We start from the raw sequence: 19124 nt of genomic DNA, 5'->3' as shown, positions 1-19124 counted from the left end.
AATTACGCAACAAAGCCACTTTAAGGTTGTCAGTACAGGAAATATTTTCCTTTCATAAAGATCATTTCTACGCTGAATTGAACTTAATATAGCCTTTAAGTTACCTTCCAGTTGAGTGTAATAAACAGTATTAAAGGCTTGCTGACTTTCTTCAACCTCAGTACCAACAGTATGCTTGTCTGTCATCTTTCTGGAAAGAAAATAAAAACGTCCGAAATCTGCGCTTTTAAAGTCAGTAACTGGAACTATATATGGCGTAAATAACCCTCGACAAAACCAGTCAATATGATTGTTTCGATTAGAATGACCAATTAGGTTTCGAAGAAGATAGTAACGTTCACATACGATCTGTAGCAAATCTACGTATGCTAAATATTCATCTCTCGCTCTTTTCTTCTTTTCATTTACGTCCATATTATTGAAAGCTGCCATTGCTGTGAGCAAAGCGATCAAGCTAGTGCCTGCAAATGATAGAAGAAACTTACCAAGCTCTACATCGTTTAAGAGCAGGCATAAACTGAAAATAAACAGCCCATTCCAAGGAACAAACCATAGCCAAAAATTCTGACTCAATAAGTTTCGATATTTCAATTAACTACTCTCACACTTGAATGACGTGCAGATCGCACAACTTACTTATATAGAGGCTCGGGCTTGTTCACACTTGGGATTTAACGTTGGCTACGCAACGCTTAATCCTTATTTGTTAGCCAGATATTATGGGACTCTGAACGCCGTAGCTCCTAACTGGTCCATACTCTTAGCTGGAATTTGCGTAAGTTTGTTTGGAAACTCACTGCCCATGCCACCTTGCTTGTCAGCTAACAAATAAACTGCGATATATGCGCTTTCTTTGGAGCGTGGCGGCACCTTTGGCATTGTGAAGTCTCCATTTGAATTTAATAGAGCGTAAGTTTTATTTAGTCCAAAATAACTATATTCATACTCCCCTGTTTCTTCATTCATAATGTAGAGAGCTACGGTATAGTCATTAGGATCCGCCGTTTCATCAAATTTAATATTGCCTTTCAAGAAAAGAATTTCCCCTTTCTTTTCGAACTTCAAAGAATTCAATTGTGCGTTGACTAAACTTGGCTTAGGTGGAAGCAGATAACGACTACCTGAAACATTACCAAATAGGTTTGTCAAATTAGGGAAGAAATTTATTGTCAACGTAACAAAAAGTAATGTGCCTGCTAACGACAAAATGCCACTCAGGTAGCGTTTATTCTTGATACGGTGAATAGACTGTTTTATTAGCCCAGTAAAACCGAAAGCGAACAATGAAATGAATAAAAAGTAGAAGAATACAGCCCATAAAAAGTCTGAAAGTTCAAACCCCTTTCCGGTCAACTCACCCAGCAAAGGTCCGGCAACTAACGTACCGACCGAAACACCGAGTATCGTTGCAAAATCTGAAATGATAGAAATAACTTTAAGAGGTGTAGCTTTTTTGAGTTCTTCGATAGTCTGAGTAAGCATTGATAGTAGAAGCTAATGTCTGATAACGCTAATAATACCATAGACACATTTGTTCCGTGGACTTTGTACGGCTAACGTTTTATCGACGTTTTTTTTCCGTATTTATATGCAATCAATGGTAACGCTAATTATACTCACGTTCAATCTAATGCCCGTATTGCTTAGAGACTAGGATGTGAACTTCAGAAATTGCCGAAAGTTTCCGTATAACTTCTTCGGCTTCGGAGCAATGCGATTTCCAGCCTGCTTACACTCCAAATGAGCATGGTCTTATCTTCTTTCATCGGATTAGATTTGGTAGGGGAAACGCACATGAACAGTATGTGAATGAGTATTTCCTCTGGCTTATAATGGGGCATAAATGAGCTACAGCTTCCCCTAAATTAACAATTCAGAGATAACTAAAGGTATGGAAAGTCGCTTGACGTAGCGTCCAGTATTGAAGGTGCCGAGCACTGACAAGTATACGTACCTTCATGACAATATGCTTTTTTCAAATATTAAAAATCATGCTCTCTAATGCCTCTCAATAAAAAAGCCCAAATAAAGGATTGGGCTCAATTCAATAATCATGAAGCCATTGTCATGGTGGTTATATTCCGATTAATTTCCCCAGATTTGGCTTACAAACTCTGGATGGTCAATAAACGGATTACGATTCCCTTGAAAATCATGTACTGCCTTATTTCGGTCGATTTCTTTTTGGCTTACTGGATCTTCAGAATGCCAACGCTTTAGCATAGTAAGTAGCCAAGGTTCAAAAACGGTTGTATTGGTTCCATCCAGAACGGCATCAGAGCTTGTAGAGTTCCCTTCCCAATTAGCGATTTCATTTTCATAACGTGTTGCCATGTAGAAATATGCTCTTGCGAAATCACCTTTAAACTCATCAATTGGCTCAAACACCGTACCCACATAACCAAGAGAGTTCGCTGCGCTGCCTAACTTAGAACCATTGCTTGATGTGTATGTCGCGCTACTCACCTCACCAAATGGCCAATTACTACGTTTCGAGTTAACGTAGCCGTCAGTGGCAAATAAATGGTGACCGTCAGAGTTCATTGGCTCGACTTTCCCTCCAAACCAGCTTTTCGGGAATGAGTGCTCACGGTTGTAGCAATCACCTTCTTTGCTGTATTGACCACATTGATCGGCCACCTTAGTAAATTGGATTGAATCAGAGCCTGAAGGTTTCTCCGAATACATATCGAGAATCGACCCATCAGTGTCATAGTATGCGTCTAGGTCAGCCTCAGACACCAACGTCCAAATAGCGGTGTAACCCTGACTGCTATGATTATCAATAATTTGATATAAGGCCGTTTTTAACGCAAAGCCCACTTTGCCTTCAGCGTCTTTATAATACTCACCTAAAACTGGTGGTTCAGTTGGTGGTGTAGTTGAACCACCAATTGTAAATTCTGTACTCTGACTTGCTTGGAAATCACCACCAGATGCCACAACGGTTCCGTTTACCGATAAACTGTATGAACCATTCCCCACACTGCAGCACATTCCATCTCCATAAGAGTCTAAGACTTCTAGGATGTAGCTACCATCCGCTAAACACATTTCCACTTCATTGATGGTGTTATTTTGATAGTCTGAACCAGAATAAAGAGTTTGAGAAACTGAGTTTTTGAGAGACCAACTGGTTTCAGAACCATAGTTATCCGTCACTAGCGTGAGTGCGGCACTTGTGTCATTGCAGCTTTGTGGGGGTGGAGTCTCCGTCGGCTGAAAGTTATCTAAATACACCACTTCCGAACCATCAAAACCTGCATCATCATAAAATCGTACGCCCACAACGATATCTTTAGTGCTCGTAGCGCTGTACGAGTGAGTCAATGCTTGCCACTGATTCGTTAAACCATTATTCGAGTAGCCTAAATAGCCATCAACAAAAAGGCGAGCTTTCACGTTGCCTTCCGTATGGTAAACATCGACAGAGAAATCATAAGTTTTCCCTTGTTCAACACTTATCGTTTGCAGAAAATCGGTATTACTTTGAGTGCCTGTATTCACTGTTACTTGCGCAGAGAAACTGCCGTTATTTACAGGATCGGTAGAGAGCGAAAGTGCAATGCCGGAGTCAATCACACTCCATCCAGATGGTACGTTTCCTTCCCAGCTTTCGAAACTTCCATTTTGCATTTGCGCATGCGCACTCGCTGAACAAAGTAATGCAACGCCACTTAGTGTTATTATTCTATTTATCATGTAACCTTCTGTTTAATTAGATAAAAAGCTAACTAAGCTTAGAAAGTATTCAAAAGATGAATAGAGATATACATCACATTTGTAAATGTAAACACTATCAGCTTTATTAATATATGTGATGTAAAGCAATGCAACGTCGACCAGTTAAATAAACGAATAAAAAGCTGAGCAGATTATCTGACTCAGCCTTTTTACTGTTTAGAACTAGATCATTTATCGCCAGTGAGCATATCGAAGAAGATTTGTCTCGACTTTGGTGTGTTGTCTCTGTGGGTTTCGTACTTTATGTGTGTCTCTGCATCGGCAGATTGAGACAATTTGATACTCCAAAGTGCTTTCATTTGATTCGGTACAATTGAGTATCGGACATCGATAATACGCAACTCGTCCGTTGGGTCCTGAGCAATATAACCATTAGAGAACCAGCGGAAGCGTTCAATATCTTTTGCTTGTTGTGAATTAGGGGCAAGCCACGGGAAATCCTGACTCACGTTCAGCTTAGCGACCGACTCTCCTGGATATACGTTTACCGATGTACCAACCCGCACTGCGTCTACATGATAATGAGCCTCTGTTTCGTACACCACTTTCCAAACTAAGATATTCGCAAAGCTTGGTTTTGCCTCTAATCGAAGCGGCGTGTGTTGTCTTTCTTGCGCTAATTGCCACCCAACCGCCTCTGCCCTGTCCCGCTGAATCATCCCTAATGTTGGATAGATTAGAGCCCAAGCAAATGCGACACGCGCTAGCCAAGGCGCTCGTTTCAACGTTGCAAACACAAGTAAAATTAAGATGGGAAGCGTATAAACAGGATCGATGATTGATATGGTATTCCAAGCAAAACGCGCGTTGGTGAAAGGCCAAAGTAACTGCGTGCCATAAGTGGTACAAGCGTCTAACAGTGCATGAGTGCCATAACCCAGAGCACAAAACAGCCAGCTTTGTTTGAAAGAAAGCCCACGCCTTTTTGCAATCAGGTGATGCAGAACCAAAGCACAGATCAAACTGCCAATGGGGATAAAAAAGAGTGAATGGGTAAATTGTCGATGAAACTCCAAAGCCAACAAAGGGTCACTCTGAGACTTAATCAGTGCATCTAAATCTGGAGCCAACCCGGAGAGTAAACCTAATACCCCAGCAACAACCAAATGTTGTTTTTTGCTGGCCGATTGTGACAAAGAAGCGCCTAACACGCCCTGCGTTAAAGGATCCATAAACCACTCATTGATAGCATTCCATTGAATCAAACAAGATACATTTAGCTGTAGCAGTGAATTGTTCATAACTAAACGGTTTTATCAATATACTCATGCACATAGCTGTATAAGCATAGACCGATAAACAAAAAAAGAGCAGTTATGAAACTGCCCTTTTCTAATTATTGGTGGTTGATCAATTTATTCGTTTTTGTTCTATATATCCACACTGAACGATCTTTAATTAACGCGCTACCATGCTTACTGCGATAACAACCAACAGTACTGAGAAGATTTTCTTAATCGTCGGAACCGGTAAATGGTTGGTGGCTTTTGCGCCCAACGGAGCCGTAAACCATGAAGTGCACACAATACCCAGCAGCGCAGGCAGATAAACAAAACCAGCAAAACCATCAGATAGAGCAAAGTGGCTGCTGCCCGAACTGATGTAACCTATCGAGCCAAACAACGCGATCACAATGCCACAAGCCGACGCGCAGCCAATGGCCTTTTTCATATCAACAGAGAAGAACGTTAATAGCGGAACCAGCAATGCACCGCCACCAATGCCTATCATGGCAGACAAGCCACCCGTAATGGTTGTCAGCACCGTTAGCACGCCCTTGTTTGGCAGTTTTCGTTCCTTAGGTGCATCATTTTTACTGCTTAAGAACATCTTGATCGCAATAAGAACCACACTAACGGCAAACACAATACGAACGACTTTTTCCGGCAACAGAGCTGCCATAAAACCACTAACCAATGCACCCAGAGCAACACCGAGCATGATCCAAGGCGCCAGATCCCAAGGCACGTTCCCATTCTTGTGGTGAGCAAGTGCAGAAGAAGTTGAGGTGAACAGTATCGATGCCAACGAAGTAGCGATGGCCGCAACAACCACTTGATCCGCAGGTAGAATCTCTAAGTGAAGTAAAATGCTGCTTAGCACCGGAACAATGATCAGCCCTCCGCCAATCCCCAAAAGCCCGGCTAGAAACCCAACACCACTGCCCAGTAACGCACAGTAGAAAATCAACAACAGCAATTCACTCATTTCATCCATCTCTTAATTAAATTAATTGTCTTAAATAACACACTATTAATGTGGTTATATTTCCATCAAGCTAATTAATATAACTGACACCGACTTAAATATTCAAACAGAATAGATCATGAATATTCCTCATGTTGAATGTGAAGTAATACCATTGTTAATGGTCAACCTATCCACGTATAAAAACCTTAAGCGATAAACTTTATACGACATTAATTCTACTAAGCATTAATTTCAGACAACATAGCCTTCGATTCTTAATCCGGTCACAAGCAAAAAAATAAAAGCCGTTTTAATACTAAAGACCGAGAGAATCAGAAAACAAATTGGGATACCAAATCAGCATGAATAAAGAATTTAATTTTACGATTAAGAGCATTAGCCTCGACGAGAACTACCAGCCTGCAGACAGCACGCGTATCACAACCAACTTTGCTAACTTGGCTAGAGGCGACAGCCGCCAAGCGAACTTGCGTAATGCGCTACAAATGATCGATAACAGTTTCAACGCGTTAGCACACTGGGACAATCCTAAGGGTGACCGCTACTCTGTTGAACTTGAAATCATTTCTGTTGATATGGACATTGAAAGCAACGGTGAAGCATTCCCTTCAATTGAAGTGCTGAAAACCAATATTCTGGACCGTAAAACCAACGAGCGTATTGAAGGCATTATCGGAAATAACTTCTCTTCTTATGTTCGAGATTATGACTTTAGCGTACGTCTATTGGATCATAATAAAGGCCAAGATAAATTCAGCATTCCAGAAGATTTTGGTGATTTACACGGCAAGCTTTTTAAATATTTCGTTAACTCTGACGCTTACAAAAAGAACTTTAATAAGCCACCTGTTATTTGCTTAAGCGTGTCAGATAATAAAACCTATTACCGCACTGAAAACCAACACCCAGTATTAGGTTTTGAATACCAGCCGAATGAGTCTTCTTTAACTGAGCAATATTTTAAGAAGATGGGCTTACAGGTTCGTTATTTCATGCCGCCAAACAGTGTTGCACCTTTGGCCTTCTATTTCTTTGGTGATCTGCTGAACGATTACTCTAACCTCGAGCTTATCAGCACCATCAGCACAATGGGTACGTTCCAGAAAATCTACCGACCTGAGATTTACAACGCGAACGCGGTTGCGGGCAACTGTTACCAACCAAACTTGAAAAACTTGGATCACTCGCTGACTCAAATCGTGTACGACCGTGAAGAACGAAGCCAGCTAGCGGTTGAACAAGGTAAATTCGCAGAAGAGAATTTCATTAAGCCATACCAATCAGTTCTAGAGAACTGGTCGGCAAATTACGCACTTTAATCGTCTATTGCGCTCTCAAACCACCCAAGGATAGGCAGTATTATTATGAAAACACTATTACCGACTTCAACAGCGGGCAGCTTGCCGAAACCGTCTTGGCTTGCACAACCAGAGACGCTTTGGTCGCCATGGAAACTTCAAGGCGCTGAACTCACAGATGGCAAACAAGATGCGCTGCGTGTCTCTCTGCACGAGCAGCAGCAAGCAGGCATTGATATTGTGAGTGACGGTGAGCAAACACGTCAGCACTTTGTAACGACCTTCATTGAACACTTGAATGGCGTTGATTTTGAAAAGCGTGAAACCGTTAAAATCCGCGACCGTTACGATGCAAGTGTCCCTACAGTCGTTGGCCCTGTTTCTCGTCAGAAATCCGTGTTTGTCGAAGATGCGAAATTCTTACGTCAACAAACCGATCAACCGATCAAATGGGCTCTGCCGGGGCCTATGACCATGATTGATACACTTTACGATGCGCATTACCAAAGCCGTGAAAAACTGGCGTGGGAATTTGCGAAGATCCTCAACGAAGAAGCGAAAGAGTTAGAGGCTGCAGGCGTTGATATTATTCAGTTCGATGAACCTGCGTTTAACGTGTTTTTTGATGAAGTGAATGATTGGGGCATCGCGTGCTTAGAAAGAGCCATTGAAGGGCTTAAGTGCGAAACAGCAGTGCATATTTGTTATGGCTACGGGATCAAAGCGAATACGGATTGGAAAAAGACACTAGGCACCGAGTGGCGCCAATACGAAGAAGTATTTCCTAAGCTGCAGCAATCGAATATCGATATTATCTCTTTAGAGTGTCACAACTCTCATGTACCTCTTGAGCTACTTGAACTCGTGCGAGGCAAGAAAGTGATGGTCGGTGCGATTGATGTGGCTACCGACTCGATTGAAACACCAGAAGAAGTGGCTAACACTCTACGAGAAACACTTAAGTATGTTGATGCCGATAAGCTCTACCCTTGCACCAACTGTGGCATGGCTCCCCTGCCTCGCGAAATTGCCTCAGCGAAGCTTAATGCGCTAAGTGCTGGCGCAGAGATCGTTCGTAAAGAGCTTTCAGCGTAACGCTTTCCTAAAGAACAGAAGCTATACCCTGAAGCCTAAGTATCACATCGATGCTTAGGCTTCCGTACTCTTCTCAACTTCCACTCTCTATTTATCTATTTATCTATTTATTTATCTAAGAAAGTAGCCATCTTCTTCAGAGTGATTAGCGCCTTATCAAGCTCGTCTCTTTCAATGCTTTCAGCGCCACTTTCAGCCCATACTTCCTGTTTTTTATCTAACAGCGAATACGCTTCCTTGCCCTTTTCAGTCATGTTAACCAACTTTGCTTTTTTGTGATTCGGGTTATCAAGCCAAGTTAGCAGGCCATCTTTCACCATGATGTCGGTAACACGCTGAGTCGCTTGTCGGCTTTGCCCCATAATACGAGAAATTTGAGAAACGGTGACCAGATCATCGGACTTTTCGATCGCACCCATCACCTTCCATCTGGCACTGCTTAACCCTAACTCTTCGGTTAATTTGTCACCCTCAGCATTCAATAGACCACTGACCTTAAAGATCTCTAGTGCGATCTTTGTGAAAACTTCTCCATTCGTATCCATAATACTCACTTTGACAACATGCTGTCATTAAATTAGACTTAAGCCAAATTGACAACATGTTACCAAATTAAAGGCGCAAATGATATGAAACCAATAATCCACAAAACAGCGGCATTAACAGCAACACTGTGTGTCGCGACATTCTTTACCAGCACATTGCTTGTAGAACTGTTTGGTACTTTGGAATCAGTGAAGCTAGTCAAGTCGATGATCGTTTTTCCGGGCTTGTTTATTCTTGTCCCAGCCATTGCGATCACTGGTGCGACCGGTGCAGCTATGGCAAAACAACGTAAAGGGAAAATAGTTGAGCGTAAGAGTAAACGCATGCCAATTATCGCGTTCAACGGGATCGTTATTTTGATTCCGGCCGCTTACTTTTTAAACCAGTGGGCAAGTTTAGGAGAGTTCGACTCAGTGTTTTATAGCGTTCAGGTTTTAGAACTGATAGCAGGCGCGACCAACCTAACAATGATGTCTTTGAATATCATGGACGGCAGAAAGTTTCGTCCTAAGAAGGCAACACAAGGCTAAGCTCATCGTGTTTAAGCAAACAGATGAGCTTTATACGCGGCTGTTACCAGGTTTTATCTAAGTCTTGAGCATATAAAGAGATCGCTCGTTGGTGCTCTTTGATCGCTTCGCTATTCGTCGTGGAAACTAAAAGCTCAAGTAACAGCGATGTCGCCTCTTTATGGCGACCTAAATTGTACAAGCACATTGCGTAGAAAGGTTTCACTTCTATCGAATCAGGATACTCAGCCATAGTCTGTTCGAAATAGCTTAAAGCCTCTGCATAGAGCCCAAGGCTTCTATAAGTACTCGCCAAGCCGAACAATGCATCAAAACGCTCTACTGAAGAAAGCACGCCAGACAGAGACAGCACATAGTGATCAATCGCCTGTTGCTCTTTGCCTTGGTTGTCGTAAGACCACGCAATCTGTAAATGAGCTTTCGCCGCATAGTTTTCATCAGTGAGTAGCGTTGCCAGTAAGTCACGCGAGGCTTGATACTTCTCTTCTTTTCGCAGTTCGATTGCTTGTTTGATAATGGTGTCCATAACTCTCCCTGACGCTTAAGCGCTGTACTATGCGTTCATTTCCTCGAACATCTGTTTATAAGACTGAGTTTGCAGTGCCGATTGAGTCAGCCCGAACTTACTGGCTAACAACTCAAGCTCACTTTTATACACAGACAACTTAGACTCATCGTCCGTCATGATTGCAAATTCGGCAAAATCACCAATACCCACAAGAGAGTCGACCGTGATATGGAACTCTCCAACAAAATAGATACTGCGAGTTTTCTGCGCTTTAAGAATCACTTCGTACCCCAAGTTCTCTAGCATACTCTTAGCATTCGACGCATCAGTGATGTTTGTCGCTTCGCATCGATCAGACTCAGGGCCTTTTACGATCCATAGTTTGATACCCGACGGCTCCATAGTACGAATACACAAGCTTTTGTTCTGAGCCTGTAAACTTCTATCAGAGCTATCAAAATACCAATCACATTCCTGATTGTCTTGCAGCATTACTTCATGAGCAATTAGGTTCAAAGTTTTCAAGAACTCAGACTTAGAGCTAAGTCGATACTTCAGCTCAACCTCATATTTGCCTTTGAAATGATCGTTAGTCATAGGTTAGCTCAATGCAAAAAAGGCGATACTAGCATACCAACCGAATCCGAAATACAAACTGGCGCACAACACAAACGAAAGCCGTGAAACTATGTTCGACACGCTAACATACGGGTCCATTCTTCTTTGTTCATTGCGCCTTTAGAAAGGTAAATATTGTGTTTCTGCATTGCACCTTTCGTGTATGAAAGTTTGATGAATGAGCCGATCCCAAAAGGAAGAATATTTCCCTGTAACTTGATATCGCAAGCGTGACCATCGAAACAAACATGGTTGTTCGATATTTCAAAAGAGCGATTGCGGAACTGCCACCATAACGTGACGACTTTTAGTACCGCAACAGCACTGAACATCAACCCAATAGTAGGTACTGATTGAGGGTTATCACCAAATAGCCAATAAATAGACACTAATAAGAACGCAGCAAGTACGAACTCAAGCAGTGTATATTTAACAAAATTTAATCGGATACGGTTATCCATGACACCCTCTCAATGATGATCCTAAAATCAGTTCCATTTCAACGAGCCCTTTCACTTCAGACAACTTAGTAAAACCTTTTGCTTGATAAAGCTTAATCGCGGGATTCTCACGGAACACTCGTAAATGACCTTATTGCTCACTTACCTAGATATATCCAACCCTACTAGCTCGCTTGGAAACAGTTAAACGCGAGTTAAAGTCTACTCAGAATGCTGCTTATAAAACTGACTTCAGCGCCTGTAAGTAACCATATAAAACCACAAATATTTAGTATGATGGTAACCCATAGAACAAATTTGAAGGGCTGCTTACTCGACTTATGCCGTAACTGGAATTGCGCCAATAACGCACCAGGCCACCCTCCGAATAATGAAAGCAAGTGAAGGGTTTTCTCTGACGTCCTCCAGTTCCCGTTTTGGGCTGCTTGCTTATCCCAAGAAAACATCAGGTAAGTAAATAGACTCAAAACTAAATATGCGGGGATGAGTATCAATAACCCATCAAAAACAACTATCGACGCGCTTGCCGCTACCAAAAAGCTAAAACCAAACAATACTGTAAATGGGAAGCCATTTGCCCCTTCAATCACAACATTTCGGGCATTAAATCGGCCTTTACTATCTTCCTTTACTTCAAACATCACGTTGTCATGTAACGCAGGGCGGCGTCTTGAATTCTTAACCGACGATGCATGAATAAATACTTTAAGCTCACCTCCTAGAGAGGAAATGAAACCGTAACCTTTGTCATCATTCCATTCGATGATTTTACCTTTCATGATCGACCTTCGTATTTAATATCTATCGATTAGCGCTTTATTAAATCGCCGTTAACAGCACTATTTCCAAACAAAGCCACCGTAAGTGCGAAACTAAAAATGCTATAGGTGGGGCTATCTTTAATGCTTATGTGATTGGGGCTTGCTCTGTTGGCTATTGAGCCAACTACACTAAAACCTGACGAGTATTTCTGATGAAGTAATGCACCTGACGTTCAATTTTTGAATTGACCATCTCTAACGGACGACACCCATTTGGGCATGGCATACGAGGTGTTGTACCAAACAACCGACAAATTAATGGTCGCTCTTCATATACCTCACAGCCATTGGGGCCTAAATACACACAGTTATATTCGTCTAAGGCAGCTTCATGTTCAGCGTCAGATTTCACTGGTAGACGCGACATTTCTTCCGAGGAAGTCGTTACTGGCCCACAACAATCATGGCAGCCCTTAACGCATTCAAACGCCGGAATACTCTCGCGTAGGTATGTAATGATTTCTCTATTATTGTTCATCATTATCTTCTTCTCATTTAATACGAGACCATTATAGAGCAATACATAATTAGCTAGAAGTTGAGAATTAACCCAAATCTAAGGTACCTCAGTCATAAAACCATCAGCATAATTTTTATGGATATTTGACGACAGAGAATCCATGTAACCCGATAAATCAGCACAAACTTGAACTCACAACTACGCACCGATTACACCCAACTAAGTTGAGACAGAAAATACATCCACTGACTGTCGGCTGGAGTGCTTTTTAGGCAACAGTTTACTTGGTTACAAATTTGTATTTCATCGTTTTGTTAGGCAATTATCCAAAATCAATTGACCGTAACAAATAATAACCAATGCCCCTATTACACCACCTAAAAGTGTTGTAAATAATGGTATATAAGTCTGTTGATAGGCTAACTCATGCCATTCAGGGTATGAAGCAATGGAAAGGTATTTCCAAGATACAAAAGAACCGAGAAGCAATACAACCCCAGATATTATCACTGGATATTTAGGTGCAGTGATATAGGCAGTAGCAACAACGAGGAATGCTGTAATAAAGCCAACAACAGGCTCAGGCCATAAACCAATAAACTCATCAAAAAGGAAGAAGCCACTGATTACACTAACGACCATTGCTCCAATAGTTGCAAACACCATTATTATCCATGAAATCATTGTTCTACCCTCACTTTCCCAACGAATGAATAAGTCACCGCAGTCGCGCAAAGCCATCAGGATTACGGCGTAAGCGAATCGCAGATGAATAGACAGATAACGATTCACGCGTTATCTGTCAGTTGGAATTATTCTCAAGCTCGCTTTCCAAACTGTACGGGTTCAATACCTTTATTTGTAGGTCTAACAACGACTGTATTGGCAATTAAATCATGCCAACCTTGTTTCTTTCCGCTAAACGCAATCCAAACAAAGCCAAGACACAATGGAAGAATACTTAGGTAATACGCAAGGTACCTTAAAATTGATTTGCCCGTAGAAAGCGCCTGTCCAGTCTCCGCATTCACAACTTGAAGCTTCAAAGCAATTTTGCCTGGAGTACCAGATCGATAAACCCAAAATATCACAGTTGCGATAAAAGGTAATACCCAATTTAATAATACATCCCAGCCGCCTAAGATGAACTCATCTGAATCAAAATAGTAATCACCATATACCCAATATAATAAAGGCATAGTCACCAGTAAGAACAGGAAGGTATCAATCAACGCAGCTCCTAATCGCACCCAAAAACCTGCATACTCTAATTGCTCATTGTCCATAAAATATCCTATCTGTTTTGTTTAAATCACATTACGGCCAAGCGCTCTGTTGAATTGTGATTAATACTACCAACCAAAATGATTGTAAGCTAACGACTGTTCAATATTGTGACCAAATTAATCTGCCGCTGCATCTGATAGAAAGCGAGTACTCTCACTTTTCCAACAAACGACACTAGTACTCTGCGACACATTTTAGTTCTGCTGCATGTTCTGGGAATCTTTCGTGAAGAAAGCACAATGCATCTGTTGGCGTTGGCGTTGCGCATGAGTTTTAGACTTAAGCCAGCAACCAGTGTGTTAATAACTGAGTACTAAAACCTAAACTACTAAAAGAGATAGGTAATATATGCACCGAAAGATTACGTCTTTCACAGACAAGATCCTTCAGAAAGCGTCCTTCGGTGCATATAATTTCAAGCGACTGACATAAGTGACTAGCGTAAGTCGCTAACATAAGAGACTAACGCAAGCGTCTCAACACAACCTGCTGGTCGAGCTCATTCTGATAGTCCGTGTAATCAAGCCCTTGATCAAATATGTACTCAGTGACAAGAGTGCGAATGCATTCAACTAATGTGCTTGCTTGCCAAGGCTTTTCAAAGTAACGGTCGATGCCTGCTGCATTAATCGCATTGATGGTATCAGTATGAGTGGCCTGCCCTGTAAGAAGAATTTTCTTTGTATTCGGAAAGCGGCTGTCATGGAACACGTCAGTGAGTAACTCCACACCCGTTTTCCCTGGCATCACATGATCAGACACGATGACGGTAATGTGTTCGCCTTCTGCGTCAAGTTCATCAATGAGATCAAGCACTTCTTGTGCTGATTCACAATCTTCAATATTCAGCCAACTCGCCAGCGGCTCTAAATCTTGTACCACTGCGCTCAGTACTTCTCTCTGGTCATCGACACAGATTAAATTAAGCTTCTCCATGTTCACCCTCTACTGGTAACTTGATTCTAAATACAGTTTTAGAAGCATCACTTTTCACAATGATACTTCCGCCATAACCCGCCACAATCCGTTTAACGATTGATAAACCCAAGCCCAATCCAAACGATAAACCACCTTTTTTAGTGGTGAAGTTGGGCTGAAATACCTTTCTACGAGTCACCTCGTCTATCTCAGGGCCGTTATTCGTGATCGTAACTAATATTCTTTTCTTACTTAATCTGGTTTGAATTTCTATTGCAGCATCGTCCGAATTCGACATTGCATCACAAGCGTTCTTTACAATGTTGACCCAAATCTGAACGAGCTCTGTTTTCGAGCCTTTAAAAGTCGGCAAATCTGCAGGGCTCAATCGCACAGAGACTCTACGTAACTCACTTTGTAACAACGATAAGGCATGGTTAATGGAGTCGTTAATATCAACCGCTTCTTCGGTGTCAATATCAACTCTGCCAAGTTGTTTAACCGATTTTACGATGCCGACGGTGTGTCTAGATGCCAAACGTAAATCATGTAAATCACAACCCATCTGCCAAAAGCGAATCGCTTCTTCTGGGTTTTTCAGCCAATGTTTTGAAATAACGTCTGTTGCATATGAAGCGTCAATTGGAATCGCCTTTGCAAGAGAGCGAGCAATGTTCTTGTCTAAACCATATTTTCTTTCAAATTGTCGCCCACGTGTTCGCGCTTCTGACGACGACGTTTTCTGACCATGCATTAACCCAAAATCGAAAAATTGACTGGCTTCTGGATGCACTTCTTCGAGCAGATCCATGATGACCGTTTCAAGTCGACCAGATTTGCTATTTACTACACCAATAGCGTTGTTAAGCTCATGGGCAATCCCTGCAGCTAATTGACCCAAGGTCGTCATTTGCTCAGCAGTATGTAACTTCTCTAGCGCTTTTTGTTTCGCTATCGCTTCTTGTGTTGCACGGCGTTGACGACGCGACAACTCGTTGACAATCACAGGTGTGAACTGTGCGGTAAGAGGGCCAAAGTTACGTTCATCTTCTGCAGGCGTGTCTTTATCGATCCACGCTAACTCAACATCGGTTTTAGCAACAACCGTTGAAGATGCTGTCCAATTACCTGAAAAGAAGCTATGAACGCCTATAAAAGCCCCACTACCCGCGCTAAATACTCGCACTTGCGGTGTATTCGCTTCGGAATAAAACCCTTCCAGTTCTCCACTAAACACATAATATAAACGAGTGTTTAACGCTGATTGTTCAATAATTGTGTTACCGGCACGGCACGTCACCCGACGCTCTGTCTGATTAAAATAACGATCGATCAGTGCTTCTAGCTTTTGTTGATACACGTATCGTTATCCTATGTGACCAATTGAATGTAGCACCCACACCATAACAAAACTCAGTAGCACACCAACCACACCCAAAATAATACCGATTCTGGCCATTTGATTACTTTGCACATGACCCGTGGCATGAGCCAACGCATTCGGTGGCGTACTGATTGGCAGCGACATACCTAATGAAGCAGCAAAAGTCACAACCAGAATTAACGTTAACTCACCGCCTAGTGGCGTGAGTGAAGCCATAGACGAACCTAATGCAGCCATAATTGGCATTAACAAGTTAGCCGTTGCGGTATGAGACATAAAGTTTGCCATTACCAAACACAAGAACGCCGCTCCGAACAACACCACATATGGTGAGTAAGCATCAAAAGGAATGCTGTGTACCACGAGCCTTGCTAAGCCAGTTTTATCGAGAGCTAAACCAAGCGCAATACCACCAGATACAAGCCACAGTACGTCCCAAGAAATTTTCTTCAGGTCTTCTTTATTGATGATCCCTGTGAGTGAGAACACAGCGACAGGAATCAGAGCGACGGTATAAGAGTTCATGCCATGGCTTGAGCCCATTAACCAAAGAATGATGGTCAGCGCAAAAGTGACGTACACCGCAATGGCTTTGGGCGTTTTAAGGAATTTACCTTTGATGCTTAGCTCGATTTTCTTTTGGTCAGCTTTGTACATAAAGCCTATTAAAAACCACGCTAACGCCATCATAATAACGACAAACGGCACACCAAATGCCATCCATTCACCGAACGTAATGAGGTTATCGCCAACTAAATATTTAAGTGCGATAGCGTTCGGAGGGGTACCGATCGGGGTACCAATGCCACCAATGTTAGCGGCGACAGGGATACAAAGCGCAAACGCTACACGACCGGGGTCTTTCGGACCAAACACAGCCAGTACCGGCGTTAAAATAGATAGCATCATTGCCGTTGTTGCCGTGTTAGACATAAACATCGAAAAGATACCAGTGATCAACATTAAGCCGAGCATCACAAACTTTGGGTCTTGTCCAAATGGCTTCAATAATACACGGGCTAAGTTTACGTCTAATCGATACTTAGTGGCGGCCATCGCTAAGAAGAAACCACCCAAAAACAGCATGATGATTGGGCTGGCGAATGTCGCCATGATATCGCTGTATTTTAACAACTCACCAAAATGTTCCTCCCCATGCTCAAACCTTAAAAAGATCAGCCCTTTATCCGACAACATCAATAATTGCAGAACGATAATAACAACAGACGTCGCGTAAATCGGGATAGGCTCGAACACCCAGCACAATGCCGCTAATAAAAAGATCGCGATAACGCGTTGTTGAATAATCGTAAGGCCTTCAAATGGAAACGCTGATAGCGGCATTACGAGGATAATGAAAGGAATTAAAATAGGGATGATGTATTTAATATAGGGGCGCATAGCACAAAAACTCTTCCTGAGATAACAACTACTTAGAAATTAGATTTAAAGTTCTAATTTAGTCCGACAACGAATTATCGACCTCTTATCACTATCTCACTATCGGCTAGATCAATGATTCCGTAATCGCGATATCCCCTTTTTCGATTCTGTGCGCTACCTCTACGTTTGTATGTGATTTACTGTTGCAATTAAATTCAGGAGAAACAAAAGGCAAACGTTCGCCTTTGCGTGGGAGATCCGTAAACTTCGGCGTTTGCACCGTTGCAGAGTACTCGCCTAAAACTTTTATCTCAGTTTGGTCTACCAGCTCACTCGTTTTAAGCCACACATTGTCTGATTTAACGAAATAAGCATTCAGATAGTTCGCAGCCAAATAAGCTTTTAAAGAATGAGGTTGATGGATGCTGGCACTGCTATAAAGTGCCTTTCCAATAGTTGGTCGCTTGTCATGTTTCCTCCTTGAAACTAAGACCGAATAGATTTTATTGTTATATGACTAGCGTCTTTGAGAGGTAAATCGACTCAAATGGTTCTCTATAAACTCGATATCTGCACGATAAAAGTCATCAAGAGGAATAGCTGAGGGCTCTAGCCAATAGAAAGTTTGCTGTCTTTCTGCGTCGACCATTTTAGGCTCATCATTGTGATCCGCACTCAAAACTACATAGTGAATTTCACCACCTAAGTTGTTCAGAGCTTGATGAGTACCGAGAAGTTGTAAATCTTTAAGACCCGTTTCTTCCCACAACTCTCTAATTGCGGCTTCGCGCCCCGACTCTCTGGGATCAACTGAGCCTCCAGGGAACTCAAAAACCATACCTTGGCGATGTCTAAAACGCTTTTGGATTAAGACTTTCCCTTCAATTACAACCACCGCCATAGCAATGTTTTTCATCTGAGCTTTCCTTGGTTATTGGTGCAGTGTTCGTGAACAACTTTTGAATATGGTAGAAAACCCCAGCGCCATTTCAGAGCTAGCCAAAAACACTCCGCTACCCATATCTACCAACACAGTGCAAAGGAGCCGTGGTTACTCTCGACTGATGCCCCTAGATATACCTTAAATGAAGTACAAATTACCAATCTGTACACTAAGCGGGTGACAATAGAAGAGGCATTCTGCGGTTTAAATAGTACCAATTAGGGGATCGCAATTCGTCACAACAGAACTCGTTGTACTAAGCGATTGGATATCCTGCTTCTTATTGCGTTGCTCGCTGAAATATTGATGTAGTGGGATGATCTAATTGCAGTACAAGCCAAATGGCATTTTGACTTCCAAGTCAAAAGCATTAAATACCGCCGAGTTCTATCCATACTTTGTCTAGGGAGAGAGGTTCGAAATCATCGGCGATATCAAATTAACGAATTCCAATATCAATGGGGAATGTTCGAATATCAAAGGCTGACACACAATGTAGAGCTGGGGAAATTATGAAGAGCTGGGGAAATTATGAAGAGCTCCATCAGCGTCTACATAGCACGTCTACTACCAAGCAATTTTACTCACAATTGACGTTTTAAAACGAGAAACACTCGGCAAACTGGGATTGCCGAGTGTAGTAAATCGTGTTGATGCATTAGTTAATGCGAATTACAGATGCGGGGACAAATCTCCATTTTTAAGATAATCCATTAATTCAGGGTTAGATCTAACCCCAGAATAAAGAATATGCCCCCATGAGTTTATAGACTTATCTTTAGCCATAGCCATAAAAGAATCAATTTGCTGTTCTATATTGTGGTCATTATCACGCATCATCTTTACAACCCTTAATAATCTGAAATACTCATCTTTAAAAAACTTTGAGTACCTGCCAGGCTTTGTTGCGTAATTAA

General features: G+C 42.0%; 21 protein-coding genes and 2 pseudogenes. 3 read left to right on the top strand and 20 right to left on the bottom strand.

The window, feature by feature from the left end; all coding sequences use genetic code 11:
* The 5 genes from AB4180_RS16115 to AB4180_RS16095 all read right to left on the bottom strand — a co-directional run.
* The coding region (locus AB4180_RS16115) for a hypothetical protein (RefSeq protein WP_372081886.1) at nucleotides 1-591 on the bottom strand (591 nt) is incomplete at its 3' end.
* Between the two features lie 126 nt (nucleotides 592-717).
* Nucleotides 718-1482: a hypothetical protein gene (locus AB4180_RS16110; RefSeq protein WP_102250099.1), complete on the bottom strand. Its 765-nt coding sequence runs from the start codon at nucleotides 1480-1482 to the stop codon at nucleotides 718-720.
* A 603-nt stretch (nucleotides 1483-2085) separates the two neighbouring features.
* The gene (locus AB4180_RS16105; protein WP_102250098.1) at nucleotides 2086-3702 is read right to left on the bottom strand and encodes an endonuclease; all 1617 of its coding nucleotides are present in this window, start codon (nucleotides 3700-3702) and stop codon (nucleotides 2086-2088) included.
* A gap of 209 nt (nucleotides 3703-3911) precedes the next feature.
* Nucleotides 3912-4916, bottom strand: coding sequence for a metal-dependent hydrolase (locus tag AB4180_RS16100; RefSeq protein ID WP_102250097.1), 1005 nt, complete (start codon nucleotides 4914-4916; stop codon nucleotides 3912-3914).
* 226 nt (nucleotides 4917-5142) lie between these two features.
* Nucleotides 5143-5952 carry a sulfite exporter TauE/SafE family protein gene (locus AB4180_RS16095; protein ID WP_102250101.1) on the bottom strand — a complete coding sequence of 270 codons (810 nt, stop codon included), beginning with the start codon at nucleotides 5950-5952 and terminating at the stop codon, nucleotides 5143-5145.
* Nucleotides 5953-6296: 344 nt separating this feature from the next.
* On the opposite strand from AB4180_RS16095, the gene AB4180_RS16090 reads away from it, so the two are divergent.
* Together AB4180_RS16090 and AB4180_RS16085 are read left to right on the top strand one after the other, a co-directional pair.
* Complete coding sequence (locus AB4180_RS16090) at nucleotides 6297-7274, top strand: DUF1852 domain-containing protein (RefSeq protein ID WP_004733564.1); 978 nt, start codon at nucleotides 6297-6299, stop codon at nucleotides 7272-7274.
* A gap of 45 nt (nucleotides 7275-7319) precedes the next feature.
* Nucleotides 7320-8348 (top strand): methionine synthase, encoded by a 1029-nt coding sequence (locus AB4180_RS16085; RefSeq protein WP_017081032.1) that lies wholly within the window; start codon nucleotides 7320-7322, stop codon nucleotides 8346-8348.
* A 107-nt stretch (nucleotides 8349-8455) separates the two neighbouring features.
* Here AB4180_RS16085 and AB4180_RS16080 read toward each other — a convergent pair whose 3' ends face one another.
* Entirely contained in the window at nucleotides 8456-8893 is a 438-nt protein-coding gene (locus AB4180_RS16080; protein ID WP_102250096.1) for a MarR family winged helix-turn-helix transcriptional regulator, read from the bottom strand.
* Nucleotides 8894-8977: 84 nt separating this feature from the next.
* Here AB4180_RS16080 and AB4180_RS16075 point away from each other — a divergent pair, with 84 nt between their 5' ends.
* Nucleotides 8978-9424 (top strand): hypothetical protein, encoded by a 447-nt coding sequence (locus AB4180_RS16075; RefSeq protein WP_372081885.1) that lies wholly within the window; start codon nucleotides 8978-8980, stop codon nucleotides 9422-9424.
* 43 nt (nucleotides 9425-9467) lie between these two features.
* Here the strand turns inward: AB4180_RS16075 and AB4180_RS16070 are convergent, their stop codons facing one another.
* The 14 genes and pseudogenes from AB4180_RS16070 to AB4180_RS16005 all read right to left on the bottom strand — a co-directional run.
* On the bottom strand, nucleotides 9468-9950 hold the full coding sequence (locus AB4180_RS16070; RefSeq protein ID WP_102250094.1) for a tetratricopeptide repeat protein: 483 nt from the start codon (nucleotides 9948-9950) through the stop codon (nucleotides 9468-9470).
* 27 nt (nucleotides 9951-9977) lie between these two features.
* A complete protein-coding gene (cyaB, locus tag AB4180_RS16065) occupies nucleotides 9978-10529 on the bottom strand; it encodes a class IV adenylate cyclase (protein ID WP_102250093.1) in 552 nt (183 codons plus the stop codon).
* Between the two features lie 89 nt (nucleotides 10530-10618).
* A complete protein-coding gene (locus tag AB4180_RS16060; protein ID WP_102250092.1) occupies nucleotides 10619-11011 on the bottom strand; it encodes a hypothetical protein in 393 nt (130 codons plus the stop codon).
* Nucleotides 11004-11135 (bottom strand): annotated as a pseudogene (locus AB4180_RS16055) (GNAT family N-acetyltransferase); the annotation flags it as partial. The gene AB4180_RS16060 and the pseudogene AB4180_RS16055, both read right to left, overlap by 8 nt.
* A gap of 70 nt (nucleotides 11136-11205) precedes the next feature.
* The gene (locus AB4180_RS16050; protein WP_102250091.1) at nucleotides 11206-11790 is read right to left on the bottom strand and encodes a DUF1294 domain-containing protein; all 585 of its coding nucleotides are present in this window, start codon (nucleotides 11788-11790) and stop codon (nucleotides 11206-11208) included.
* Between the two features lie 166 nt (nucleotides 11791-11956).
* On the bottom strand, nucleotides 11957-12310 hold the full coding sequence (locus AB4180_RS16045; RefSeq protein WP_102250100.1) for a YkgJ family cysteine cluster protein: 354 nt from the start codon (nucleotides 12308-12310) through the stop codon (nucleotides 11957-11959).
* 285 nt (nucleotides 12311-12595) lie between these two features.
* A complete protein-coding gene (locus tag AB4180_RS16040; protein WP_157936322.1) occupies nucleotides 12596-12976 on the bottom strand; it encodes a hypothetical protein in 381 nt (126 codons plus the stop codon).
* A gap of 134 nt (nucleotides 12977-13110) precedes the next feature.
* Nucleotides 13111-13578 carry an RDD family protein gene (locus AB4180_RS16035; protein WP_004733554.1) on the bottom strand — a complete coding sequence of 156 codons (468 nt, stop codon included), beginning with the start codon at nucleotides 13576-13578 and terminating at the stop codon, nucleotides 13111-13113.
* Nucleotides 13579-14041: 463 nt separating this feature from the next.
* On the bottom strand, nucleotides 14042-14515 hold the full coding sequence (locus AB4180_RS16030; RefSeq protein WP_010438444.1) for a response regulator: 474 nt from the start codon (nucleotides 14513-14515) through the stop codon (nucleotides 14042-14044).
* On the bottom strand, nucleotides 14502-15857 hold the full coding sequence (locus AB4180_RS16025) for an ATP-binding protein (protein WP_102250090.1): 1356 nt from the start codon (nucleotides 15855-15857) through the stop codon (nucleotides 14502-14504). The genes AB4180_RS16030 and AB4180_RS16025 overlap by 14 nt, the downstream gene beginning before the upstream one ends.
* Before the next feature lie 6 nt (nucleotides 15858-15863).
* On the bottom strand, nucleotides 15864-17282 hold the full coding sequence (locus AB4180_RS16020) for a DASS family sodium-coupled anion symporter (protein ID WP_061017792.1): 1419 nt from the start codon (nucleotides 17280-17282) through the stop codon (nucleotides 15864-15866).
* Nucleotides 17283-17520: 238 nt separating this feature from the next.
* Nucleotides 17521-17735, bottom strand: a pseudogene (locus tag AB4180_RS16015) (hypothetical protein); the annotation flags it as partial.
* 46 nt (nucleotides 17736-17781) lie between these two features.
* A complete protein-coding gene (locus AB4180_RS16010; RefSeq protein ID WP_102250089.1) occupies nucleotides 17782-18180 on the bottom strand; it encodes an NUDIX hydrolase in 399 nt (132 codons plus the stop codon).
* A 699-nt stretch (nucleotides 18181-18879) separates the two neighbouring features.
* Nucleotides 18880-19124: hypothetical protein (locus AB4180_RS16005; RefSeq protein WP_206747925.1), on the bottom strand; the 245-nt coding region annotated here is incomplete at its 5' end.

Source organism: Vibrio sp. 10N.286.49.C3, assembly GCF_041469545.1.
GTDB classification, from domain to species: Bacteria; Pseudomonadota; Gammaproteobacteria; order Enterobacterales; family Vibrionaceae; genus Vibrio; species Vibrio tasmaniensis_A.
This window is presented reverse-complemented; position numbering and strand designations above follow the sequence as displayed.